The 20,509-nt window shown below is 73.7% G+C and carries 21 protein-coding genes; 10 read left to right on the top strand and 11 right to left on the bottom strand.

The genetic code is table 11. The features are described from left to right. Positions 1–102 precede the first annotated feature (102 nt). The 3 genes from A6A27_RS31410 to A6A27_RS31400 all read right to left on the bottom strand — a co-directional run bounded on the left by A6A27_RS31410 (position 103) and on the right by A6A27_RS31400 (position 2,679). Positions 103–942: a hypothetical protein gene (locus A6A27_RS31410; RefSeq protein WP_073838267.1), complete on the bottom strand. Its 840-nt coding sequence runs from the start codon at positions 940–942 to the stop codon at positions 103–105. A gap of 151 nt (positions 943–1,093) precedes the next feature. Next, on the bottom strand, positions 1,094–2,200 hold the full coding sequence (locus tag A6A27_RS31405) for an SPFH domain-containing protein (protein WP_073838266.1): 1,107 nt from the start codon (positions 2,198–2,200) through the stop codon (positions 1,094–1,096). Between the two features lie 5 nt (positions 2,201–2,205). Continuing rightward, positions 2,206–2,679 carry an NfeD family protein gene (locus tag A6A27_RS31400; RefSeq protein WP_073838265.1) on the bottom strand — a complete coding sequence of 158 codons (474 nt, stop codon included), beginning with the start codon at positions 2,677–2,679 and terminating at the stop codon, positions 2,206–2,208. A gap of 148 nt (positions 2,680–2,827) precedes the next feature. Here A6A27_RS31400 and tnpA point away from each other — a divergent pair, with 148 nt between their 5' ends. The 3 genes from tnpA to A6A27_RS31385 all read left to right on the top strand — a co-directional run bounded on the left by tnpA (position 2,828) and on the right by A6A27_RS31385 (position 5,852). After that, positions 2,828–3,226, top strand: a complete 399-nt coding sequence (gene tnpA, locus A6A27_RS31395; protein ID WP_073838264.1) for an IS200/IS605 family transposase — start codon at positions 2,828–2,830, stop codon at positions 3,224–3,226. Continuing rightward, on the top strand, positions 3,227–4,444 hold the full coding sequence (locus A6A27_RS31390) for an RNA-guided endonuclease InsQ/TnpB family protein (RefSeq protein WP_073838263.1): 1,218 nt from the start codon (positions 3,227–3,229) through the stop codon (positions 4,442–4,444). 94 nt (positions 4,445–4,538) lie between these two features. Then, positions 4,539–5,852, top strand: coding sequence for a serine hydrolase domain-containing protein (locus tag A6A27_RS31385; RefSeq protein WP_073838262.1), 1,314 nt, complete (start codon positions 4,539–4,541; stop codon positions 5,850–5,852). A 342-nt stretch (positions 5,853–6,194) separates the two neighbouring features. Here the strand turns inward: A6A27_RS31385 and A6A27_RS31380 are convergent, their stop codons facing one another. Continuing rightward, complete coding sequence (locus A6A27_RS31380; protein ID WP_073838276.1) at positions 6,195–7,007, bottom strand: DUF3097 domain-containing protein; 813 nt, start codon at positions 7,005–7,007, stop codon at positions 6,195–6,197. Positions 7,008–7,178: 171 nt separating this feature from the next. Here A6A27_RS31380 and A6A27_RS31375 point away from each other — a divergent pair, with 171 nt between their 5' ends. Continuing rightward, positions 7,179–7,973 carry a hypothetical protein gene (locus A6A27_RS31375; protein WP_073838261.1) on the top strand — a complete coding sequence of 265 codons (795 nt, stop codon included), beginning with the start codon at positions 7,179–7,181 and terminating at the stop codon, positions 7,971–7,973. A gap of 33 nt (positions 7,974–8,006) precedes the next feature. On the opposite strand, the gene A6A27_RS31370 is transcribed toward A6A27_RS31375, so the two are convergent. From A6A27_RS31370 to fabG, 4 genes are all read right to left on the bottom strand, one after another. Continuing rightward, positions 8,007–8,786, bottom strand: coding sequence for an HAD-IIA family hydrolase (locus A6A27_RS31370; protein WP_073838260.1), 780 nt, complete (start codon positions 8,784–8,786; stop codon positions 8,007–8,009). Positions 8,787–8,820: 34 nt separating this feature from the next. Next, complete coding sequence (locus tag A6A27_RS31365) at positions 8,821–9,852, bottom strand: ferrochelatase (protein WP_073838259.1); 1,032 nt, start codon at positions 9,850–9,852, stop codon at positions 8,821–8,823. 113 nt (positions 9,853–9,965) lie between these two features. Beyond that, positions 9,966–10,733: an enoyl-ACP reductase FabI gene (fabI, locus tag A6A27_RS31360; protein ID WP_073838258.1), complete on the bottom strand. Its 768-nt coding sequence runs from the start codon at positions 10,731–10,733 to the stop codon at positions 9,966–9,968. Between the two features lie 20 nt (positions 10,734–10,753). Then, positions 10,754–11,458, bottom strand: coding sequence for a beta-ketoacyl-ACP reductase (fabG, locus tag A6A27_RS31355; protein WP_073838257.1), 705 nt, complete (start codon positions 11,456–11,458; stop codon positions 10,754–10,756). A gap of 156 nt (positions 11,459–11,614) precedes the next feature. Here fabG and A6A27_RS31350 point away from each other — a divergent pair, with 156 nt between their 5' ends. The 4 genes from A6A27_RS31350 to A6A27_RS31335 all read left to right on the top strand — a co-directional run bounded on the left by A6A27_RS31350 (position 11,615) and on the right by A6A27_RS31335 (position 15,761). Further along, the gene (locus A6A27_RS31350; RefSeq protein WP_073838256.1) at positions 11,615–12,844 is read left to right on the top strand and encodes a sensor histidine kinase; all 1,230 of its coding nucleotides are present in this window, start codon (positions 11,615–11,617) and stop codon (positions 12,842–12,844) included. Further along, a complete protein-coding gene (locus tag A6A27_RS31345; protein WP_073838255.1) occupies positions 12,841–13,503 on the top strand; it encodes a response regulator in 663 nt (220 codons plus the stop codon). The genes A6A27_RS31350 and A6A27_RS31345 overlap by 4 nt, the downstream gene beginning before the upstream one ends. 99 nt (positions 13,504–13,602) lie before the next feature. Beyond that, positions 13,603–14,499, top strand: coding sequence for an alpha/beta hydrolase (locus A6A27_RS31340; RefSeq protein ID WP_073838254.1), 897 nt, complete (start codon positions 13,603–13,605; stop codon positions 14,497–14,499). Next, positions 14,496–15,761, top strand: coding sequence for an acyltransferase family protein (locus A6A27_RS31335; protein WP_083673013.1), 1,266 nt, complete (start codon positions 14,496–14,498; stop codon positions 15,759–15,761). The genes A6A27_RS31340 and A6A27_RS31335 overlap by 4 nt, the downstream gene beginning before the upstream one ends. A gap of 354 nt (positions 15,762–16,115) precedes the next feature. Here the strand turns inward: A6A27_RS31335 and A6A27_RS31325 are convergent, their stop codons facing one another. The 3 genes from A6A27_RS31325 to A6A27_RS31315 are packed head-to-tail and all read right to left on the bottom strand — an operon-like array spanning position 16,116 to position 19,146. Next, positions 16,116–17,066: a VWA domain-containing protein gene (locus tag A6A27_RS31325; protein WP_073838251.1), complete on the bottom strand. Its 951-nt coding sequence runs from the start codon at positions 17,064–17,066 to the stop codon at positions 16,116–16,118. Next, on the bottom strand, positions 17,063–18,061 hold the full coding sequence (locus tag A6A27_RS31320; protein ID WP_073838275.1) for a DUF58 domain-containing protein: 999 nt from the start codon (positions 18,059–18,061) through the stop codon (positions 17,063–17,065). Before A6A27_RS31320 ends, A6A27_RS31325 begins: the two co-directional genes overlap by 4 nt. Further along, positions 18,040–19,146, bottom strand: coding sequence for an AAA family ATPase (locus A6A27_RS31315; protein ID WP_073838250.1), 1,107 nt, complete (start codon positions 19,144–19,146; stop codon positions 18,040–18,042). The genes A6A27_RS31320 and A6A27_RS31315 overlap by 22 nt, the downstream gene beginning before the upstream one ends. 241 nt (positions 19,147–19,387) lie before the next feature. On the opposite strand from A6A27_RS31315, the gene A6A27_RS31310 reads away from it, so the two are divergent. Next, the gene (locus A6A27_RS31310; protein ID WP_073838249.1) at positions 19,388–19,618 is read left to right on the top strand and encodes a hypothetical protein; all 231 of its coding nucleotides are present in this window, start codon (positions 19,388–19,390) and stop codon (positions 19,616–19,618) included. An 88-nt stretch (positions 19,619–19,706) separates the two neighbouring features. Beyond that, the gene (locus A6A27_RS31305; RefSeq protein ID WP_073838248.1) at positions 19,707–20,234 is read left to right on the top strand and encodes a PH domain-containing protein; all 528 of its coding nucleotides are present in this window, start codon (positions 19,707–19,709) and stop codon (positions 20,232–20,234) included. Positions 20,235–20,509 lie beyond the last annotated feature (275 nt).

The following is a 20,509-nucleotide window of genomic DNA, read 5'->3' as shown; positions in this document are numbered from 1 at the left end:
ACCTCCCAGCCACCCCGGCCCCGTGATCATGAGGTTACCGGCGATGTCGATCTCCCCGGCCGCCGCCAACCCTCATGATCGGCGGCGGCTGGGCCGGGGCGGTCAGGTGGGGAGGGGGCCTTCGGGGGTGGTGGGGGTGGTGGGATTGGTGGGGGCGGCCACGACACTGGCGGCGATGGCGTCGCGGGCGATGGCGGCGGGCACCAGGCGCCCGGACCGGTAGCCGATACCGATCCCGGAGACCAGCACGAAGATCGCACCGAAGGTCTGCAACGAGCCGATCAACGAGCCGGCCAGGCCGAGCAGCGGGGCGGCGATCATCAGCATGATCCCGTCCCCGTAGGAGAACATCCCGGACCGGGCGACCGACCACCCGGTCAGGAACCAGCCCACGCTGTAGCAGGTGGCGCCGAACAGGACGAGGGTGCGTGCGGTGGTGCCGAAGACGGGCGCCTCCTGGGCCATCCCGGCGAAGGGCAGCATCAACACCGTGCCGGCGATGCTCACCAGCAGCCCGGCCGCGGCGATCCGCCGGCACCGGGTGGCGGCGAGCAGGCCGGTGAGCGCCAGCAGCGCGAGCAGCCCGAGCCAGACCGCGGCCACCCAGCCGACCAGGTAGAGCGGATTACCGTCGGCCGGGTAAGGGTCGTTGCCCACCCCGCCGTCGCTAGCCATCGCCACCAGGCCGTAGAGGATCGCGTACGCGGGCAGCAGCCAGACCGCCGCGCGGGCGAACCGGCGTACCGACCAGGCCCAGCTCGCGTTGGTGGCGGGGGCGGCCGGACCCGGCTCGGAGACGAACGGCAGCACCCCGAACCCGCCCCCGGTACGCCGGCTGCCGAGCGGTCCGGCGGGATCGTGCGCGCCGGGGAACTGGTCCTTGGAGAACAGCTCCTTGGAGAAGAGGTCCTTGGAGAACAGCCTGTTCGCCGGATCCTTCATGCCTCACCTCGTTCCGCCCGCGGGCGGCGCGGAACGCGTACGGCGCCCCGGTTCCTGGTCACCACCCGTCCTCAGACCGATCGTGGCAGGCACCGGGGCGCCGTATGAGGCTTTCTCGCTTTTGCCGTCCGGGCTCGGACGACAGTCCGGCTCAGCCCCGTTCGCGCTGGTCCGAGGGGTCGTTGAGCAGGCTCTCCGGGGAGACCGGCTCGGGGGCCGGCAGCCCCTGCGGGCCCTTGCCACCGGTGGCCTGCGCCTCGGCGACGCGTACCTCGTCGTGGATCTCCTGCGCGGCGGTGGCCGCGGCCTGCGCGGCCTCGGCGGCCTCCCGCTCCACCTCGCCGGCGCCCCGGCTGGCCTCCGGCGACGGCACGTCGCCGACCATGTTGGCCAGGCCGCCCAGCGCGCCACCCATCCCCTCCAGCGCCTTGGTCAGCTCGGCCGGAACGATCCAGACCTTGTTGGCCGAACCGTTGGCGATCTGCGGCAGCGCCTGCAGGTACTGGTAAGCGAGCACCTTCTGGCTCGGGTTGGCCTGGTGGATCGCGTCGAAGACGGTACGGATCGCCTTGGCCTGGCCCTCCGCCTGGAGGATCCGGGCCTGCCGGTCACCGTCGGCGCGCAGCACCGCGGCCTGCTTCTCACCCTCGGCGGTGAGGATCTGCGACTGCTTGAGACCCTCGGCGTTGAGGATCGCCGCGCGGCGGTCCCGCTCGGCGCGCATCTGCTTCTCCATCGAGTCACGGATGCTCGGCGGCGGCTCGATCGCCTTGATCTCGACCCGGGTGACCTTGATGCCCCACCGGCCGGTGGTCTCGTCGAGCACGCCGGACAGGTGCCGGTTGATCTCCTCCCGGCTGGTCAGCGCCCGCTCCAGGTCCAGCGAACCGATCACGTTGCGCAGCGTGGTGACGGTGAGCTGCTCGATGGCCTGGAGGAAGTTCGAGATCTCGTAGGTGGCGCGGACCGAGTCGACCACCTTGAAGTAGAGCACGGTGTCGATCGAGACGACGAGGTTGTCCGAGGTGATCACCGGCTGCGGCGGGAAGCTGACCACCTGCTCCCGCATGTCGACCTTGGTACGCACGGCGTCGATGTACGGCACCAGCAGGTTCAGGCCCGGGTTCAAGGTCCGCTTGTACCTGCCCAGGCGTTCCACCACGTCCTGGCGCTGCTGCGGCACGATTCGCACCGCCTTGACCAACGTGACCACGACGATCACGGCAACCGCGATCAACACGATCGCTGCAAACTCCATACCGCTCACCTTTTCGCTTCGGGCAGCCCGCCCGGGGTGGAAATGTCGTCCTGCCAGACCAGGGCGATGGCGCCCCGGACCTTTATCACCTGCACCCGCTCACCAGCGGCGTAGCTACGCGTCGCGTCGTACGCCCGGGCGCTCCACAGCTCACCGTCGATCTTGACGAGACCCCGCTCGGCGTCCACCGGCTCCAGCACCAGCGCCGTGGCCCCCTCGAGCGCCTCGATGCCGAACGACTGCCCGCCGCTCTCCAGCGAGGGGCGGGCGTGCCGCCGGATCACCGGCCGGACCACCGCCACGCAGAGCGCGGAGACCACGGCGAAGACCAGCGCCTGGACCGCGACCGGGGCACCGAGCGCGGCCGCCCCGGCGGCGGCGAACGCCCCGGCCGCGAACATGATCAGGAACAGCGTCGTCGTGAAAATCTCGGCGACCGCCAGCACCACACCCAACACGATCCACAACACGGCGTCCACCCCACGATCGTGACACGTCCACGCACGCGATAACGAACCGAGATGATCGAGATGCGTAGCGCGCACACCGCCGGCCTCAGCCGGGGGGTGGGGATTGCCGGTCAACCCCGCGCGGACAGTAGATGGCACGCGGCTGTATATTGTTCTTGTGTCCGTGACATTGCGGTCGAACAGCAACGTCGTCTTCCAATGCGCCTTCCATGTGGTGTGGTGCTCGAAGTACCGGCGCCGGGTGCTTGGCGGGCTGGTCGAGGAGCGGTTGAAGCAGCTAATCGGTGAGGTGGTGGAGGAGAAGGGGGCGTGGCTGGTGGGGTTGGAGGTCATGCCCGACCAGGTGCATCTTCTGGTGGAGGTCGACCCGCAGTACGGCGTCCATAAGTTGGTCAAGGCGGTCAAGGGGCGCACGTCTCGGGTGTTGCGGGAGGAGTTCCCGTCGCTGCGTTCGCGGCTGCCCACCTTGTGGACGAACTCGTACTTTGTGGCGACCACCGGTGGTGCTCCGTTGGCTGCGGTGGACGAGTATGTCGCGCAGCAGAAGGGTCGTTGAGTGCTGACCGGTCGCCGCTACCTGCTCGCGTTCACGCCGGAGCAGGCTGCCTACGCGGAGACGGTGGGCGCGATCTGCCGGACGGTGTGGAACACCGCGTTGGAGCAGCGCCGTGAGTACCGCCGCCGTGGCGCATTCGTCGGCTACAACGAGCAAGCCCGGCAGATGGCTGAGGCGAAGAGGGACCCGCACTGTACGTGGCTGGCCGACGCGCCGTCGCACACGTTGCAGCAGACCCTGCGGGACCTGGAGCGGGCGTGCAAAACGCACGGGACGTGGAAGGTGCGGTGGCGGTCCAAGGCGCGTACCGCTCCGTCGTTCCGGTTTCCCGACCCGCAGCACATTGCCGTACGGCGACTCAACCGGCGGTGGGGTGAGGAGCGGCTGCCGAAGTTCGGGCCGGTGCGTTTCCGGTGGTCCCAACCATTGGGTGGCGCAGTCCGCAACGCCACGGTCTCCCGCGACGGTGACCGCTGGTACATCTCGTTCTGCGTCGAGGACGGCCTTGCCGAGGCCGCGCCGAACGGTAAACCGCCGATCGGCGTCGACCGGGGTGTGGCCGTCGCGATCGCCACATCTGACGGCGGTCTGGATGACCGCGCTTTCGTCACCCCGGGCGAGGCCGCAAGGCTCAGGCGATTGCAGCAGCGCCTGTCCCGGTCACTACGGGTTCATGGCCGTAACCACGGATCGAACCGCCGCGACAACGTACGCGCCGAGATCGGCCGGCTCAACGCCCGCATCCGGCACCGGCGGGCCGACTTCGTCACGCAGGAAGCCGTACAACTTGTGCGCGACCACGGCCTGGTCGCCGTCGAGCGACTGCGGATCAAGAACATGACCGCCAGCGCACGGGGCACAGTCGAGCAGCCCGGTCGCAACGTGCGTCAGAAGGCTGGCCTGAACCGGGCCATCCTGTCGAAGGGTTGGGGCGGGTTCCTGCTCAAGCTGGAACACGCCGCCCGCTACCACGGAGCCAAGATCGAGAAGGTCAACCCCGCGTACACGTCGCAAACCTGCAACGCCTGCAAGCATGTCGCCCCGGAATCCCGCGAGAGCCAAGCGGTCTTCCGATGCGTTGCCTGCGGGCACCAGGACCACGCCGACGTGAACGCGCCCAAGAACATACTCGCCGCCGGGCTGGCGGTCACAGGGCGTGGAGACCTCGCCGTTGGGCGGTCTGCGAAGCGCCAACCACCCGCAGGGCTCGCGGCGTGAACACGCCTCAGCCACGGGAATCCCCCGCCGGCAGGCATGGGGAGGAAGTCAACTCCTAAGCTCGGCACCGCCGATCGCGACGAGGAGGACCACCATGGCTCTGCTGCCCGAGACCGCCCGACAGGTGTACGCGCTCGTCGCGCGGGCCCAGGCGGAGGGGCGCGGACCGTCGCTCGCCCTCGGGGTGATCCGGGACGGCGCGCTCGCCCACCTCGCGGTCGCCGGCGAGCACCCCCGACCGGACGAGGACCTGCAGTACCGAATCGGCTCGATCAGCAAGACCATGACGGCCGTGCTGGTCATGCAGCAGCGCGACGCCGGCCGGCTGGCCCTGGACGACCCGCTGGAGCGGCACCTGCCCGGCACCCCGGTGGGCGCGCTCACCCTGCGCCAGCTGCTCGGGCACGCCAGTGGCCTGCAGCGCGAGCCGGACGGGCAGTGGTGGGAGCGGACCGCGGGCGCCGACCTGGCCACCCTGCTCGCGGGGCTGACCCCGGACAAGATCGCCCACCCGCCGCACCGTGTCTACCACTACTCCAACCTTGCGTACGGGCTGCTCGGCGGGGTGCTGGAACGGATCACCGGGACCCCCTGGGCCGAGTTGTTCCGCGACCGGATCCTCGAACCGCTGGGGATGCGGCGCACCACGTACCACCCGACCGAGCCGTACGCCCGGGGCTATGTGGTCCACCCCTGGCACGACACGCTGCGCGAGGAGCCCCGCACCGACACCGACGCGATGGCCCCGGCCGGCCAGCTCTGGTCGACGGTGGCGGACCTGGGCCGGTGGGCGGCGTTTCTGGCCGACCCGGCCCCGGACGTGCTCGCGCCGGCCACGCTCACCGAGATGTGCGCGCCCGTGGTGATCAGCGACCTGGACTCGTGGACCGGCGGCCACGGTCTCGGCCTGGAGCTCTACCGGGTCGGCGACCGGGTGTACGTGGGGCACGGCGGCTCGATGCCCGGGTACGTCGCCGGCCTCGCCGTGCACAGGCCCGGCCGGACCGCCGTCGTCGACTTCGCCAACGCGTACGGCCTCAGCCGCGGGCACCACGTCGTCGGCCTGGCCCGCGAGGTGCTCACCCTGGTGCTGGACGCCGAGCCGACCCCGCCCGCCCCGTGGCGGCCGGCCACGGCGCCTGCGGCGGGCCTGGCCGAGCTGACCGGCCGCTGGTGGTGGATGGGCCTCGAGTACGAGCTGCGCTCCGACCCGGCCGGCGACCTGCTGGCCGGCCCGGTCGGCCGGCCGATCCTCCGGTTCACCGCCGAGGGCCCGGACCGCTGGCGGGGCCGATCCGGCTCCCAGGACGGCGAGATCCTCACCGTGATCCGCGACGAGGCCGGCCGCCCGGTCGCCCTCGACCTCGCCACCTTCGTCTTCACCCGCACCCCCGACCAGGAACCCTGACCCACGACCCACCCCGCGTGTTGCTGCATGCCAGCCGGTCGCCGCAGGCCCGCCGGTCGCCGCAGGCCGACCCGGCCGCCGCAGGCCGACCCGGCCGCCGCAGGCCGGCCGATCTGGCAGAAAGGGATCCAGCCGCTACGAACTTGATGATGTGAACGACTCACCCCCGATCCGTTCACATCATCAAGTTCGTAGCACCACTGAGGTCACCATCTCCGGACCGCCGGCACCGAGCCACGCAGCCGACGCACGACGGGGCCGGGGGCGACCGTGCCCGGCGGAGGGATCAAGCCTGACCGCCCGGAGCCGGGCACGGTCGCCCCCGGCCCTCAAGCGCAACCACTACACAGGGTCGGTGACGAAATCGATCAACCGCTCCATCGCGTTGATCAACGGCGTCTCCACGTCCGCGAAGCTGTCCACCCGGGACAGGATGTGCCGCCACATGTCCGCCGGCTCGGCCACCCCGAGGGCCGCGCAGACCCCCTCCTTCCAGGGCCGTCCCGGCGGCACCACCGGCCAGGCCGGGATGCCCAGCGCCGTCGGCTTCACCGCCTGCCACACGTCCACGTACGGGTGGCCGGTGACCAGCACGTGCGGCGAGGTCACCGCCGCCACGATCCGGCTCTCCTTGGAGCCCGGCACGAGGTGGTCGACGAGCACGCCGAGCCGGCGGCCCGGACCGGGGTCGAAGGCGCGTACCTCGGCGGCGAGGGCGTCGATGCCGTCCAGGGGCTCCACCACCACGCCCTCGATCCGCAGGTCGTCGCCCCAGATCCGCTCGACCAGCGCCGCGTCGTGCACGCCCTCGACCCAGATCCGGCTGGCTTTGGCGACCTGGGCCCGCACGTTGTCGAGCGCGATCGAGCCGGAGGCGGTCCGCCGCCGGGCGGCGGGCACCGGGGCGCGTACCGGGCGGCGCAGGGTGACGGGCTGGCCGTCGAGCAGGAACGCGGCCGGGAGCAGTGGGAAGTTGCGTCGCCGGCCGTGCCGGTCCTCCAGCACCACCGCGCCGGACTCGAAGCCGACGACCACGCCGCAGAACCCCGAGTCGGCGTCCTCGACGACCAGGTCCGGTTCGGCGTCCACCTCCGGGGTGACCTTCCGCCGCCGCCAGTCCCCCGCCAGCACGTCCTCGCCGTATCGCCCCGCCATGTCGATCACGCTAATCGGCGGCCCGGCGTGTCGCCCGCCGACGCGCCGCCGCGGCCGCTGGTCGACGGCCGGCGCCGGCCAAGAACCGGGCGAAGCGGGCAGTTGGGGGCAGGTCACGCCGCCGGAGCGGCAGCCGAGACAGGGGCGGCGGGGAACACGTACCCTTTCGGCATGTCCTCCCCCGCAACGGGCGCGGCCACCCTGGCTCCGCGCCGGTCGAGCCGGTTGGTTGCCTGGGTACGCGCCTGGCGGGCCGGCCTGGTGCCGTTCGACGAGGTCGCCGAGGCGATCGCCGGAGACGAGGAGCACCTGGTCGCCGACGCCCCCGGCACCTGGACCGACGTGTCCCTGCGGGAGGCACTGCCCAGCTTGGCGAAGCTCTCCCCGGACGAGATCCGCCTGGTGCTGCCCGCCCCGGGCGACCCGCGCGGGCTGCCCGGCCCGGGCGACTTCGCCGGCGCGGCGCTGCTCGCCGGCGAGGCGGTGGTGGCCAGCGGGCTCGGGCTGGTCCCGGAGGTGCGCAGCCACACCTCCGGTTCCGGGATGACCTGGGAGACGGTGCTGTGGCGGGTGTACCCGCTGCCGGCGGACGCGCCGAAGGCGTCCCTCGCGGTGCCCGGCGCGGCCGAGGCCGAGGCCGAGCTGGCGGTCGCGCTCGCCGAGACGACCGCCGCGCTCACCCGGCTGGATGTGGCCCAGTGGCGGCCCGAGCTGGCCGGCGCCCTCGCGGCGCTGCGCCGCCCCGACGGTACGACCGACCTGCCCCCCGGGTTCGACCCGCGGGCCCGCCGGCTGTTCGCCCGCGCCGCGGTGCTGGACCGGGTGCTGGCCCTGGCCGGGGAGAGCGCCCCGGGCGGAGCGGTCAACACCTACGAGGCGCAGCAGCGGGACGCCGCGCTGCGCCCGCTGACCACCGCCTGCCGGCAGGCGCTGGTGGCCGCCTGCAACGCCCCGTTGCGTCCCTGATCGCGGGCCGTCTGTCCGGCGGCCCTCCGCCGTCTAGACCTCGTCGATCAGGTCGGCGATCGAGTCGACGATCCGGGACGGCCGGTACGGGTAGCGTTCCGCCTCGGCCCGCGAGCTGATCCCGGTGAGCACCAGGATCGTCTCCAGCCCGGCCTCCAGGCCGCAGAGGACGTCGGTGTCCATCCGGTCGCCGATCATCGCGGTGCTCTCCGAGTGCGCGTCGATGGTGTTCAACGCCGAGCGCATCATCATCGGGTTGGGCTTGCCGACGAAGTACGGCTCCACCCCGGTCGCCTTGGAGATCATCGCGGCCACCGAGCCGGCGGCCGGCAGCGCGCCCTCGATCGACGGGCCGGTCGCGTCCGGGTTGGTGCAGATGAACCGGGCCCCGTCGTTGATCAGCCGGATCGCCTTGGTGATCGCCTCGAAGCTGTAGGTGCGGGTCTCCCCGAGCACCACGTAGTCCGGGGCGAAGTCGCTGAGCACGTACCCCACCGCGTGCAGGGCCGTGGTCAGCCCGGCCTCGCCGATCACGTACGCGGTGCCGCCCGGGCGCTGGTCGGCCAGGAACTGGGCGGTGGCCAGGGCGGACGACCAGATCGCCTCCTCCGGCACGTCGAGTCCCATCCGGGCCAGCCGGGCCTGCAGGTCCCGTGGGGTGTAGATCGAGTTGTTGGTCAGCACCAGGAACGGCTTGCCGGAGGCACGCAGCTTCTTGATGAACTCGGGCGCACCGGGCACCGGCTGGCCCTCGTGCACCAGCACGCCGTCCATGTCGGTGAGCCAGCTCTGCACCGGCTTGCGGTCATGCATGTGTCGTCCCAGGGGTGTCGGAGGTTGGTCGGGCTCAGGGGCGGCGGGCCGGGGGCACGCAGCACAACGCCGGGCAGGTGTCCCAGATGGGCAGCTCGCCGAGGCGGCGGACGAGCCGTTCGCCGGCCGGGGCGGTGCGTTCCAGCACCAGCTCGCGGACCATCGCCACGAAGCGCGGGTCGGTGCCCGGGGTGCCGGCCCGGACGAAGTCGAGGCCGAGCTGCTTGGCCGTCTCCAGCGCCTCGGTGTCCAGGTCCCAGACCACCTCCAGGTGGTCGGAGACGAACCCGATCGGGCTGATCACCACGCCGGTCACGCCCTGCTCGGCGAGGTCGGCCAGGTGGTCGTTGACGTCCGGCTCCAGCCACGGCACCTGCGGCGGCCCGGAGCGGCTCTGCCAGACCAGGTCGTACGGCAGGTCCGGCGCCGCGGCGGCGTGCACCAGCCGGGCGGTCTCCGCGAGCTGGGCGGTGTACCGGCCGCCGTGCGGGCCGGCGGTGGCGGCCGCCGAGACCGGGATGGAGTGCGCGGTGAACACCACTCGGGTGCTGTCCCGCTTGGCCGGGTCGAGCTGCGCCAGTGCCGCCCGCACCGCGTCGGCGTGCGGCTCGACGAAGCCGGGGTGGTCCCAGAACTGGCGCAGCTTCTCGATCAGCGGGGCGTCCGGGCCGACCGTGGCCCGGGCGGCGGCGATGTCCTCCTGGTACTGCCGGCACGAGGAGTAGCCACCGTAGGCGCTGGTGACGAAGGCGAGGGCCCGCTGCACGCCGTCGTCGCGCATCCGCGCCACGGTGTCGGCGAGCATCGGGTCCCAGTTGCGGTTGCCCCAGTAGACCGGCAGGTCGACGCCGTTGGCGGCGAAGTCCGCGCGGATCGCCGCGAGCAGGTCCCGGCACTGCTGGTTGATCGGGGAGACCCCGCCGAAGTGCAGGTAGTGCTCGGCGACCTCGGCGAGCCGCTCCGGTGGCACGCCCCGCCCCCGGGTGACGTTCTGCAGGAAGGGCAGCACGTCCTCGGGCCGCTCGGGGCCGCCGAAGGAGACCAGCACCAACGCGTCGTACGCCATGGGCTCATTCTCTCCCGCCCAGGATGACGGGGATGCGACGCCCCCTGGGTGCGGATGTGGAGAGGGGCCCCTTGCTGCGCCGGAGGCGTCAGCAAGGGGCCCCTCTCGGCGGCTCAGGAGCCGATCGCGTGGTAGCCGCCGTCGACGTGGACGATCTCGCCGGTGGTGGCCGGGAACCAGTCCGACAGCAGCGCCAGGCAGGCCCGGGCGGCCGGCTCCTGGTCGGTGAGGTTCCAGCCCAGCGGCGCGCGCTCGGCCCAGGCGTCCTCGAACTGCTCGAAGCCGGGGATGGACTTGGCGGCGATGGTGCGCAGCGGGCCGGCGGCGACCAGGTTGCTGCGGATGCCCCGCTTGCCCAGGTGCAGCGCCAGGTAGCGGGAGGCGGACTCGAGCCCGGCCTTGGCCACGCCCATCCAGTCGTACACCGGCCAGGCCTTGGTGGCGTCGAAGGTGAGGCCGACCACCGCGCCGCCCGCCGACATCAGCGGCAGCGCCGCCATGGCGAGGGACTTGTACGAGTAGGTCGAGACGTGCACGGCGGTGGCCACGTCCTCCCACGGCGCGTCGAGGAAACCACCGCCGAGGCAGCTCTGCGGGGCGAAGCCGATCGAGTGCACCACCCCGTCCAGGCCGTCGACGTGCTCGCGCACCTGGTCCGCGAGGCCGGCCAGGTGCTCGGCGTTGGTCACGTCCAGCTCGATAACCGGGGCCGGTTCGGGCAGCCGCTTGGCGATCCGCTCGACCAGGGAGAGCCGGCCGTAGCCGGTGAGCACGACCTGGGCGCCGTTCTCCTGGGCGAGCTTCGCCACCGAGAAGGCGATCGAGGCGTCGGTGATGACGCCGGTGACCAGCAGCCGCTTACCGGCCAGAAGTCCGGACATTGATTTCCTCCGTGCTCTGCTCAGTGACCCATGCCCAGGCCGCCGTCGACCGGGATGACGGCGCCGGAGATGTACCCGGCCGCGTCCGAGGCGAGCCAGGTGACCACGCCGGCGACCTCGTCCGGCTCGGCGAAGCGGCCGGCCGGGATGGCCTTGCGGTACTCGGTGCGCCGCTCCTCGGGCAGCGCCGCGGTCATGTCGGTGTCGATGAAGCCGGGCGCCACCACGTTCGCGGTGATGTTGCGGCTGCCCAGCTCGCGGGTGATCGAGCGGGCCACGCCGACCAGGCCGGCCTTGCTGGCCGCGTAGTTGACCTGCCCGACACCGCCGTACAGGCCGACCACGGAGGAGATGAAGATCATCCGACCCCACTTGGCCCGGAGCATCTTCGTCGAGGCCCGCTTGGCGCAGCGGAACGCGCCGGTCAGGTTGGTGTCGAGCACCCGGGTGAACTGCTCCTCGGACATCCGCATGATCAGCGTGTCGTCGGTGATGCCGGCGTTGGCGACCAGCACCTCGACCGGACCGAGCTCGGCCTCGACGGCGGTGAACGCGGCGTCCACCGACTCGGCGTCGGTGACGTCGCACTTCACGCCGAACAGGCCCGCGGGGGCGTCCCCGCTGCGGTGGGTCACCGCCACCCGGTCGCCCTGCTTGGCGAAGGCCTGCGCGATAGCCAGACCGATCCCCCGGTTTCCGCCGGTCACCAGCACGGTACGGGCCACCGTTCCCCCTCTGCTCAACTGATCTCTCAACCGCTGGCGAGCCTAGGGGTTACCGGCAGGTAAGCGCTAACGCGGCCAGGTCACACCGGGGTACGACGGGGCGGCTCACCCCCTGGTGGGACGACGGTGACCGCACCGCACCGTAGGGTTCCGCTGGTGGAGAAGCACCCGGTCCGGGCCGCCTGGCAGGCGCTGCGGCGGACCGTCGTGGGGCCGGACTTCCCGCCCGCCCGGCCACCCCTGGCGCGCTGGCCCCGGCTGGCCCGGTACGCGCGGCCCGTCGGCCTGCTCGCGGTGGTGGTCCTGTTCGCCGCCACCCTGGCCGAGGAGACCGGCCGGCACCTGCCCGGGGTGGTGGCGATCCTGTTCGCGGGGCTGACCGTCGCCCCGCTGCTCGCGTTGCCCCGGCGTCCGCTGTTCGCCTGGCGGCTCACCATCGTGGCGCTGCTCATCTGCACGTTCAACGCGCCGCCGGGCCAGGCCTGGCCGTGGAACCCGGTCCTGGTGCTCGGGTCGCTGCTCGTGCTGGCGGTGGTGGCGGCCCGGGTCGACCGGCCGGTGCTGCTCTGGGTCGGCGTTATCACGATGGTGCCGGTGGTTACGCTGGTCGGCTCCAACAACTGGGCTGGCGTAATGCTGCTGCTCCTGGCCCTGCTGGTGCTCGGCCACCTCGTCCGCGGCAACCGGCTGTCCCGCCGGGCCCTGGCCGCGCAGACCGAGCTCAGCGAGCGGGAGAAGGAGCGTCGGGCGGTGCTGGAGGAGCGCACCCGGATCGCCCGGGAGCTGCACGACGTGGTGGCCCACCACATGTCGATGATCGCCGTGCAGGCGGAGACCGCCCCCTACCGCCTCGGCGATTTGCCGGAGCCGGCCCGGGCCGAGTTCGCCGCCGTCGCCGGGTCGGCCCGGGAGGCGCTCACCGACATGCGCCGGCTGCTGGGCGTGCTGCGCAGCGAGGCCGCGGGCCCGGAGACCACGCCCCAGCCCGGCCTGGCGGACCTGCCGGCCATGGTGGAGGCCGCCCGGCGGGCCGGCCTCGCGGTCACCCTGGAGGCTTTCGCGCCGACCGCCGGGACGCCCACGCCGGTCGGGCTGGCCGCGTACCGGATCGTGCAGGAGGGGCTGGCGAACGCCGCCCGGCACGCCGCCGGCGCCGCGGTGCGGGTCACCGTCCGCCCCGGTCCCCGCGCCCTGGCGGTACGCGTCGAGAACACCGCCGGCACGGGAGCGTCGACCCGGGTCGAGCGGGGTGCCGGGCACGGGCTGACCGGGATGCGGGAACGGGCCCTCTCGCTGGGCGGTACGTTCGCCGCCGGGCCGGTCGACGGCGGCGGCTACGCCGTGGCCGCGCAGCTGCCGTACGACGGGGAGGATGGTGCCGGATGATCCGGGTGCTGATCGCGGACGACCAGGCGATGGTCCGGCAGGGCTTCGGCGCGCTGCTGGCCGCCCAGCCGGACCTGCTCGTCGTCGGGGACGCCGCGGACGGCGCGGCGGCCGTCGAGGCGGCCCGCCGGTTGGACCCGGACGTGGTGCTGATGGACGTGCGGATGCCGGTGCTGGACGGGCTGGCCGCCACCCGCCAACTCCTCGGCGACCGCCGGACCGACCGCCCCCGGGTGCTCATCCTGACCACCTTCGACCTGGACGACTACGTCTATGAGGCGCTGCGCGCCGGGGCGAGCGGCTTCCTGCTCAAGGACGCCCCCGCCGCCGACCTGGTGCACGCCGTCCGGGTGGTGGCGGCCGGCGACGCGCTGCTCGCCCCGTCGGTGACCCGCCGGCTGATCGCGGAGTTCGCCGCCCGCCCCGGCCGGCGCCAACCCCGCCCCACCGACCTGGCCGCGCTGACTCCCCGGGAGACCGACGTGCTTCGGCTGATCGCCCGGGGCCGTTCCAACACGGAGATCGCCGCGGACCTGGTGGTCGCCGAGCAGACCGTGAAGACCCACATCGGGCGGATCCTGGCGAAGCTCCAGCTCCGCGACCGCGCCCAGGCCGTGGTCCTCGCCTACGAGACGGGTCTGGTGGCCGCCGGCGAATAGCTCCCGGGTAGCACGCCGGGAACCAGCCCGCAGGGTGACGATCTCCACCCCGTCCGCACCGCACGCTTCCGCCGGACCACTTCCGGAGGGAGCCTCACGATGCACTGGACCCGACCCGCCCGGGTGGCGGCGACCGCGCTGCTCGGCCTCGGCCTGCTGGCACCGGGCCGTCCCGGCCCGACCGCACCAACGGCGTACGTCGAGGCGTACCCGACGGTGGCTGCGCAGTTGCGCGCGGGCGGCCCGCCGTACGACCGGTGGGCCGCGGACGGTCGGCGGTTCCTCGTCTTCGACCCGCGCGGCGACGGGCTCGCCGTGGAGGTGCTGGGCGACCTGTCCACGGCGGACCGGATCGCGGTGCTGGTGCCCGGGGTGGGCAGCACGCTGCGGGATTTCGACCGCGGGCTCGGCGGGGTGGCCCGGCGCGCCCCGGCCCGGCAGGCCCGCGACCTGTACCGGGAGCTGCGGGCGGCCGACCCGGCGGCCCGGGTCGCGGTGCTGGCCTGGCTGGGCTACGACGCGCCGGACGGCATACTGACCGCGGCCGGGACCGCCAGCGCCGACCGCGGCGCGGCGGCGCTGCTCAGCACGCTGCGCACCCTGGGCGCCCGCCGGCCGGACGCGGCGATCACCCTGATCGGGCACAGTTACGGGTCGCTGGTGGTCGGGCGGGCCGCGCGGCGCGCTCCGGCGCAGGTCACCGATCTGGTGACGCTCGGGGGCATCGGCACCGGCGTGGACCGGGCGGGCCGGCTCGGTGGCGTCCGGGTGTGGGCGGCCGAGGCGTCGACCGACTGGATCCGCCGGGTGCCGCAGGTACGGCTGCCCGGCCTGGGGCACGGCATCCGGCCCGGTGACCCTGCCTTCGGCGCCCGACCGCTGCCGGTCGACGGCGTCGCCGGGCACGACGGCTACCTGGCGCCCGGCACGGCGACGCTGCCGGCGGTCGCCGCGGTGGTGCTGGATGGCGAGGTCCGGCCGGGGGTCGCGCGATGAGGGACCGCGTCGTGGACGCGCTGCGGGCGTACGCCATCGGCGCGGTGGTGCTGGGGCACTGGCTGGTCACCGCCCTGGTGCTGGCACCCGACGGGACGGTGCATCAGGCCAGCCCGCTGGCCACCATGCCGGCGCTGGCCCCGGCCAGCTGGCTGTTCCAGACGCTGGGCCTGTTCTTCTTCGCCGCCGGTCACGCCGCCGGCCGCTCGCTGGCCGGCTCGCCCGCCAGCCCCGCGCGATGGCTGCTCCGCCGGCTGGGCCGCCTGGTCCGGCCCGCTCTGGCCCTGCTCGGCGTGGGCGCGGCCGGGCTGTTGGTCGCGATCGTGTTGGGCACCCCGGACGACGTCCTCAGCGTCGCGGTGACGCTGACCGCCAGTCCACTGTGGTTCCTGCTCCCCCTGGCCGCCCTCTCGGCGCTCACCGCGCCACTGGCCGCCGCCGTACGGCGGTGGGGACCGGTGCGCTGCGCGGCGCCCGCCGCGGCCGTGGTCGCCGGCGTGGATCTCGCCGGACGCCTGCCGGCGGCGCGCCCCTGGCTGCTGCCGGTCGCCGTGCTCGCCGCGTGGTCGGTGCCCTACCTGCTCGGGCTGGCACACGCCGAGGGGCGGCTCGCGGGGCGCCGTGCGGCCGGGACGGTGGTCGTCGTCGGGGCCGTCGCGCTGGTCGCGCTGCTCGCCCTCCGCTACCCGGTCAGCGCGGTCGGGGTGCCTGGTGCCGGCCGGTCGAACCTGAGCCCGCCCTCGCTGCTCGCCGTCGCCCTGGCCGCGGCGCAGGTCGGTGCCGGACTGCTGGCCCGACCGGCGCTGCGCCGGCTGCTCGACCGGCCCGCGCCGGCGCGCCTGGTCCGCGGGGTGAACCGGCACGCCATGCGCGTCTACCTCTGCCACCAGCCGGTCCTGGTCGGGGTCAGCGTGCTGGCCGCCCGGTTCGCCGGGCCGCTGCCCGGGCTGCACACCCCGCCCGACGGTCCCGGCTGGCTGGCCGCACGGCTGTGCTGGCTGCCGCTGCTCGCGCTGGTCCTGGCGGTGCTGGTGCGCTCCGGCCGAGGACACACTCGTCGGCCCGCGACGGCGCTCGTCGACCGGGCGGCGCGGGCGAACCGGTCGGCCGAGTGCGGGGCGCCGGGCCGCCGGGTGTACGATGATCCTCGTTTGCGGGTGGGATTGCCCGTGACCTTTGTGCCCCGCCGACCGGAGGAGGTGATCGCTGTGCGAGATAGCGATCCTTCCAGTCGTGGCCGGGCCGATCGTCAGTCCCGCTGAGCCGCGACTCAGTCGGCGTAGCTGACCCCGCTTCCCGCCCCGGTGCACCGCCCGTCTCCTCGGCCGTCGGCCGGGGGTGATCCTGCCGCGGCCCGTCGGGCCCGCCGGTGGCGGAGCAACCCGGTCACGACTTCGTGTGCGTACGTCCTGAGCCACCCCTGCGGTCCGGACCCTGCCGCCCGGACCGTCCCGTCGCCACGGAGCAGTCCCATGAGCCGTTACGTCGCCCCGCTGGGCTTCACCCTCGCCGCCGTCTGGGTGGCCGTCCTCTTCGTCCTGGCCGGCGGTCGCTGACCGCGCCGGCCGGGGCGCACCCCGGCCGGCCGTCGCTGCCGTCCCACCGGCCGTCGCGCCTCAGATCAGGCGGGACGACCAGAGCAGGCTCAGCGCACCCGCGCAGAGGGCGAGGAGCAGCGCCATCCCCGCGTACCACTGGGTGATCTCCCGCGGCTCGGTGCGGAACCCGATCGAGCTGCCCATGTCCTGATAGACCTGCTTCAACTCGCTCACCGAGGCGGCCTCGTAGAAGTAGCCCTGGGTGGTCTCCGCGAGCTGCGACAGCGCCGCCCGGTCCACCGGCACCCGCTGCAGCTGGCCACCGATGTCCACCTGGCCCGAGTCGGTGCCGAACGCGATGGTGGAGACCGGCACGTTGGCCGCCTGCGCCGCCGCGGCGGCCTCCTCCACCGACCGGCCCGAGGTGCGGTAACCGTCGGAGAGCAGCACGATCCGGGCCGGCGGGATACCGGCCGCGCCGTCGGCGGGCACCGAGCGGATCGCCTCCAGGCAGGTGAAGACGGCCTCGCCGGTGGCGGTCGCCTCGGCCAGCACCAGCCCGTCGATGGCGGTGGTCACCGCGGCCCGGTCCTTGGTCGGCGGGACCAGCACGTTCGCCGACTTGGCGAAGGAGACCAGCCCGAGGTTGTAGCTCTCCGGCAGCTCCCCGACGAACTGCTTGGCCGCCTCCTGGGCGGCCTCCAGCCGGTTCGGGGCGACGTCGTCGGCCTGCATGGACAGCGACACGTCGATGGCCAGCATCACGGTGGCCCGCTCCAGCGGCTCCTTCGTGTCGAGGGCCGGCCGGGCCAGCGCGGTGGACAGCACCAGCAGGCAGAGCAGGAAGGCGGTGGCCGCCACGTGCCGCCGCCAGCCCAGCCCCTTGGGCGCGAGGGTACGCAGCAGGTCGACGTTGGTGAACCGCATCGCGTACGCCCGGCGGTGCAGCTGCCGCCAGACGTACGCCGCGGCCAGGGCGAGCACCGGCAGCACGGCCAGCAGCCACCACGGTTGCAGAAAACGGATCATCGGGTCGTCCCTCGGGTCCGGGCGTGCCGCTGCGCGGCCACGAACCGCACCATGTCCAGCAGCCAGTCTCGATCGGTACGCAGTCGCAAATGGGCCGCGCCGGCGACGCGCAGCTCGGTGGCGACGGCCCCGCGCTGGGCGGCCGCCGCGTCGGCGTACCGGCGACGCAGGCTCGGGTCGGCGGTCTGCACCTCGTGCAGCTCCCCTGTCTCCGGGTCGACCACCGGCAGTACCCCCACGTCGGGCAGCTCCAGCTCGCGCGGGTCGACCACCTCGATCGCCAGCACGTCGTGCCGGACCCGCAGCTTACGGAGCGGCCGGCCCCACTGCTGCGGCGGTGCGAGGAAGTCGGAGATGACCACCGCCACACCCCGCCGCCGGGGCGGCCGGTTGAGCATGTCGATCAGCGCGCCGAGGTCGCTTCGCCCCGGCCGGATCTCCGTCCCGGCGATGGCCCGGAGCAGCCCCTGCGCCTCCTTGCGGCCGGCCCGGGCGGGCAGCCGCCGCAGGGTACCGGCTCCGGTGGCCGGCGGACCGCTCCGCCACCGGCCGGTCTGCGCGGGCAGTGCGGCTCCGGTGCCGACCACCGCACCGATCCGGTTGCCGCCACGGACGGTCAGGTGGACCAGGGCCGCCGCGGCGGCCACCACCACGTCCCGCTTGAGCCACTGCCCCGTGCCGAAGTCCAGGCTGGCCGAGAGGTCCACCGCCAGCCAGGTCTCCAGCTCCCGGTCGGCCACCGTACGCCGGACGTGCGGCGTCGTGGTCCGCGCGGTGACCGGCCAGTCCATCCGGCGTACGTCGTCGCCGGGGCGGTACTCGCGGGACTCCCCCGCCTCGCTGCCCGGTCCGGGCAGCAGCCCGGCGTAGTCGCCCTGGAGCAGCCCGTCGAGCTTGCGGGTGACCATCAGCTGCAGCCGGGCGAGGACGGCGCCGGAGCGGTCGCCGGTGGCCGGCAGCCGGGTGGGTGGCGTCACGGCCGCTGCCCGGGCCAGCCGGCGCCGGGCGGCACGGCTGGTGGCGGCGTGGCCTGCTGCCGGGGCGCGACCGACGGCAGCGGGATGGTCGACATCACCCGGTGCACGATGTGGTCGGCCGGCACGTCGTCGGCGAGCGCGTCGTAGCTGAGCACCAGCCGGTGACGCAGGATGTCCGGGGCGATGTCCTGCACGTCCTGCGGCAGCGCGTAGTCCCGGCCGCGCAGCAGGGCCAGCGCCCGGGTGGCCCGGACCAGGCCGAGCGAGGCGCGCGGGCTGGCGCCGTACTGGATGAGCTGCGCCACGTCCGGCATGCCGTGCTCGGCGGGGGCGCGGGTGGCGAGCACCAGCCGGACCGCGTAGTCGACCAGCGCGTTGTGCACGAAGACCTGGTCGGCCTTGTGCTGGAGGGCGATCAGGTCCGGGGTGTCGAAGACCCGGGCCGGCTCGGGCGGGGCCACCCCCATCCGGTAGACGATCTCCCGCTCCTCGGCGTCGGTCGGATAGCCGACCACGATCTTCATGAGGAAGCGGTCCCGTTGCGCCTCCGGCAGCGGGTAGACACCCTCCTGCTCGATCGGGTTCTGGGTCGCCATCACCAGGAACGGGTCGGGCACCCGATGGGTCTCGCCGCCGATGGACACCTGGCGCTCGCTCATCACCTCCAGCAGCGCCGACTGGACCTTCGCCGGGGCTCGGTTGATCTCGTCGGCGAGCAGGAAGTTCACGAAGACCGGGCCCAGTTCGACGTCGAACTTCTCGCTCGACTGCCGGTAGATCCGGGTGCCCATGATGTCGGCCGGCACCAGGTCCGGGGTGAACTGCACCCGGGCGAACGACCCGCCGACCACCTTGGCCAGGGTCTCCACGGCGAGGGTCTTGGCCACGCCGGGCACCCCCTCCAGCAGGCAGTGCCCCCGTGCCAGCAGGGCCACGAACATCCGCTCGACCATCCGGTCCTGGCCGACGATCACCCGCTTGATCTCGAACAGCGCCCGCTCCAGCAGGGTGGCGTCCTGGGCCGGGGTGGTGATCGCCGGCGGCGGCGCGCCCGGCACGGCCTCGGTCGGAATCGGGGCGTCGGGCGTGGTCGGCTGGGCCACCGGTCCTCCACAGCTTGATCGTCGTCGCGGTGTCGTGCGTACCAAGACTGTCATGCCAGGCTGAGAGCCGAGGGTGGGAGAGGGACGATTTTCGCCGCGCCGTCCCTCCGCACGGAAAACGCTGAACACGGGTGGACAACAAGGGGTCCAGCGTGTGTACGATTCACCCCGTCGCCGGGCGGCTCCCCCCGTGGCCGCCCGGCGCTAAGCTTCCCGGGCGTGCGGGCCTAGACTCGCCCCGGTGACCACTCCCACTCCCGTCGACGAAGCACTGATCTGCTCGGCGCGGGGGTGTCGCGCCCTCGCCGTCTGGGCCCTGCGCTGGAACAATCCCCGCCTGCACGACGCCGATCGGCGCAAGACCTGGCTGGCCTGTCCCGACCACCGGGAGTCCCTCGGGGCGTTCCTCGACGCGCGCGGCTTCCTGCGCGAGGTGGTGCCGGTCCCGGAATCGCCTACGCTCGAACCGTGAGCGAGCGAACCATTCAGCTCAGCAGCGTGGCGCCCCGCCGCCGTCGAGCGAAGCGAGGCGGCGTGAGCGAGCGCAGCGGATCACCGCGGTGAACGGTGACGACCTCGCCGGCCGCCAGCCGGCCCCGCCCGGCCCGCTGGAGCCCTGGCCGGACACGGTCCGGTGGCAGCCGATCTCCCGCGACCTGATCTGGGTGGAGCTGATCCGGCTCGGCATCGGGTTCGCCGTGGCGCTGGTGGTGCTCGGCGTGGCCTGGGCGGTCACCGGCCACTGGCTGCCCGTCGCCGCCCTCGGCGTCGCGGTCCTGCTGACCGCCTGGCGGACGGTCACCATCGTCCGGGCGGTGCACGCCTGGGGGTACGCCGAGCGGGAGAACGACCTGCTGGTCCGGCACGGGCTGCTGGTCCGGCGGCTGTCCATCGTGCCGTACTCCCGGATGCAGTTCGTCGACGTGACCGCGGGCCCGCTGGAGCGGGCGTTCGACCTGGCCACGGTGCAACTGCACACGGCCGCGGCGGCGAGCGACGCCCGGGTGCCCGGCCTGCGGCCGGCGGAGGCGTCCCGACTGCGGGACCGGCTGACCGCGCTGGGCGAGGACCGGGCGGAGGGGCTGTGAGCCACGGCCCGGCCGCACCCGAGCCTGACCCGCCCCCGACCGGCCCTGAGCCCGGCACTCCGCCCCCCGGCCCGGAGACCGGCACCCCGCCACCGCACCGGGCCGCCGGTGACGACCGACCCGCTGCCCCAGCCCCGTCACCGTTCCCCCCGGCATACGGACAGCCCGCGCCGCCCCCACCCGGCCAAGGCGCACCCGGCCACGGCCCACCCGGCCACGGCCAGCCCGGCTACGGCCCACCCGGCCACGGGCAGCCCGGGCCGTCGGTGGCCGGC

This window comes from Micromonospora sp. CB01531 (assembly GCF_001905095.1).
Lineage (GTDB): Bacteria > Actinomycetota > Actinomycetes > Mycobacteriales > Micromonosporaceae > Micromonospora.
This window is presented reverse-complemented; position numbering and strand designations above follow the sequence as displayed.

Coding starts and splice junctions, on each gene's coding strand:
- A6A27_RS31340 (WP_073838254.1), top strand. CDS start 13,603: ATGCACTGGACCCGACCCGCCCGGGTGGCGGCGACCGCGCTGCTCGGC.
- fabI (WP_073838258.1), bottom strand. CDS start 10,733: ATGTCCGGACTTCTGGCCGGTAAGCGGCTGCTGGTCACCGGCGTCATC.
- A6A27_RS31405 (WP_073838266.1), bottom strand. CDS start 2,200: ATGGAGTTTGCAGCGATCGTGTTGATCGCGGTTGCCGTGATCGTCGTG.
- A6A27_RS31385 (WP_073838262.1), top strand. CDS start 4,539: ATGGCTCTGCTGCCCGAGACCGCCCGACAGGTGTACGCGCTCGTCGCG.
- A6A27_RS31375 (WP_073838261.1), top strand. CDS start 7,179: ATGTCCTCCCCCGCAACGGGCGCGGCCACCCTGGCTCCGCGCCGGTCG.
- A6A27_RS31370 (WP_073838260.1), bottom strand. CDS start 8,786: ATGCATGACCGCAAGCCGGTGCAGAGCTGGCTCACCGACATGGACGGC.
- A6A27_RS31335 (WP_083673013.1), top strand. CDS start 14,496: ATGAGGGACCGCGTCGTGGACGCGCTGCGGGCGTACGCCATCGGCGCG.
- A6A27_RS31365 (WP_073838259.1), bottom strand. CDS start 9,852: ATGGCGTACGACGCGTTGGTGCTGGTCTCCTTCGGCGGCCCCGAGCGG.
- A6A27_RS31325 (WP_073838251.1), bottom strand. CDS start 17,066: ATGATCCGTTTTCTGCAACCGTGGTGGCTGCTGGCCGTGCTGCCGGTG.
- A6A27_RS31410 (WP_073838267.1), bottom strand. CDS start 942: ATGAAGGATCCGGCGAACAGGCTGTTCTCCAAGGACCTCTTCTCCAAG.
- A6A27_RS31380 (WP_073838276.1), bottom strand. CDS start 7,007: ATGGCGGGGCGATACGGCGAGGACGTGCTGGCGGGGGACTGGCGGCGG.
- A6A27_RS31345 (WP_073838255.1), top strand. CDS start 12,841: ATGATCCGGGTGCTGATCGCGGACGACCAGGCGATGGTCCGGCAGGGC.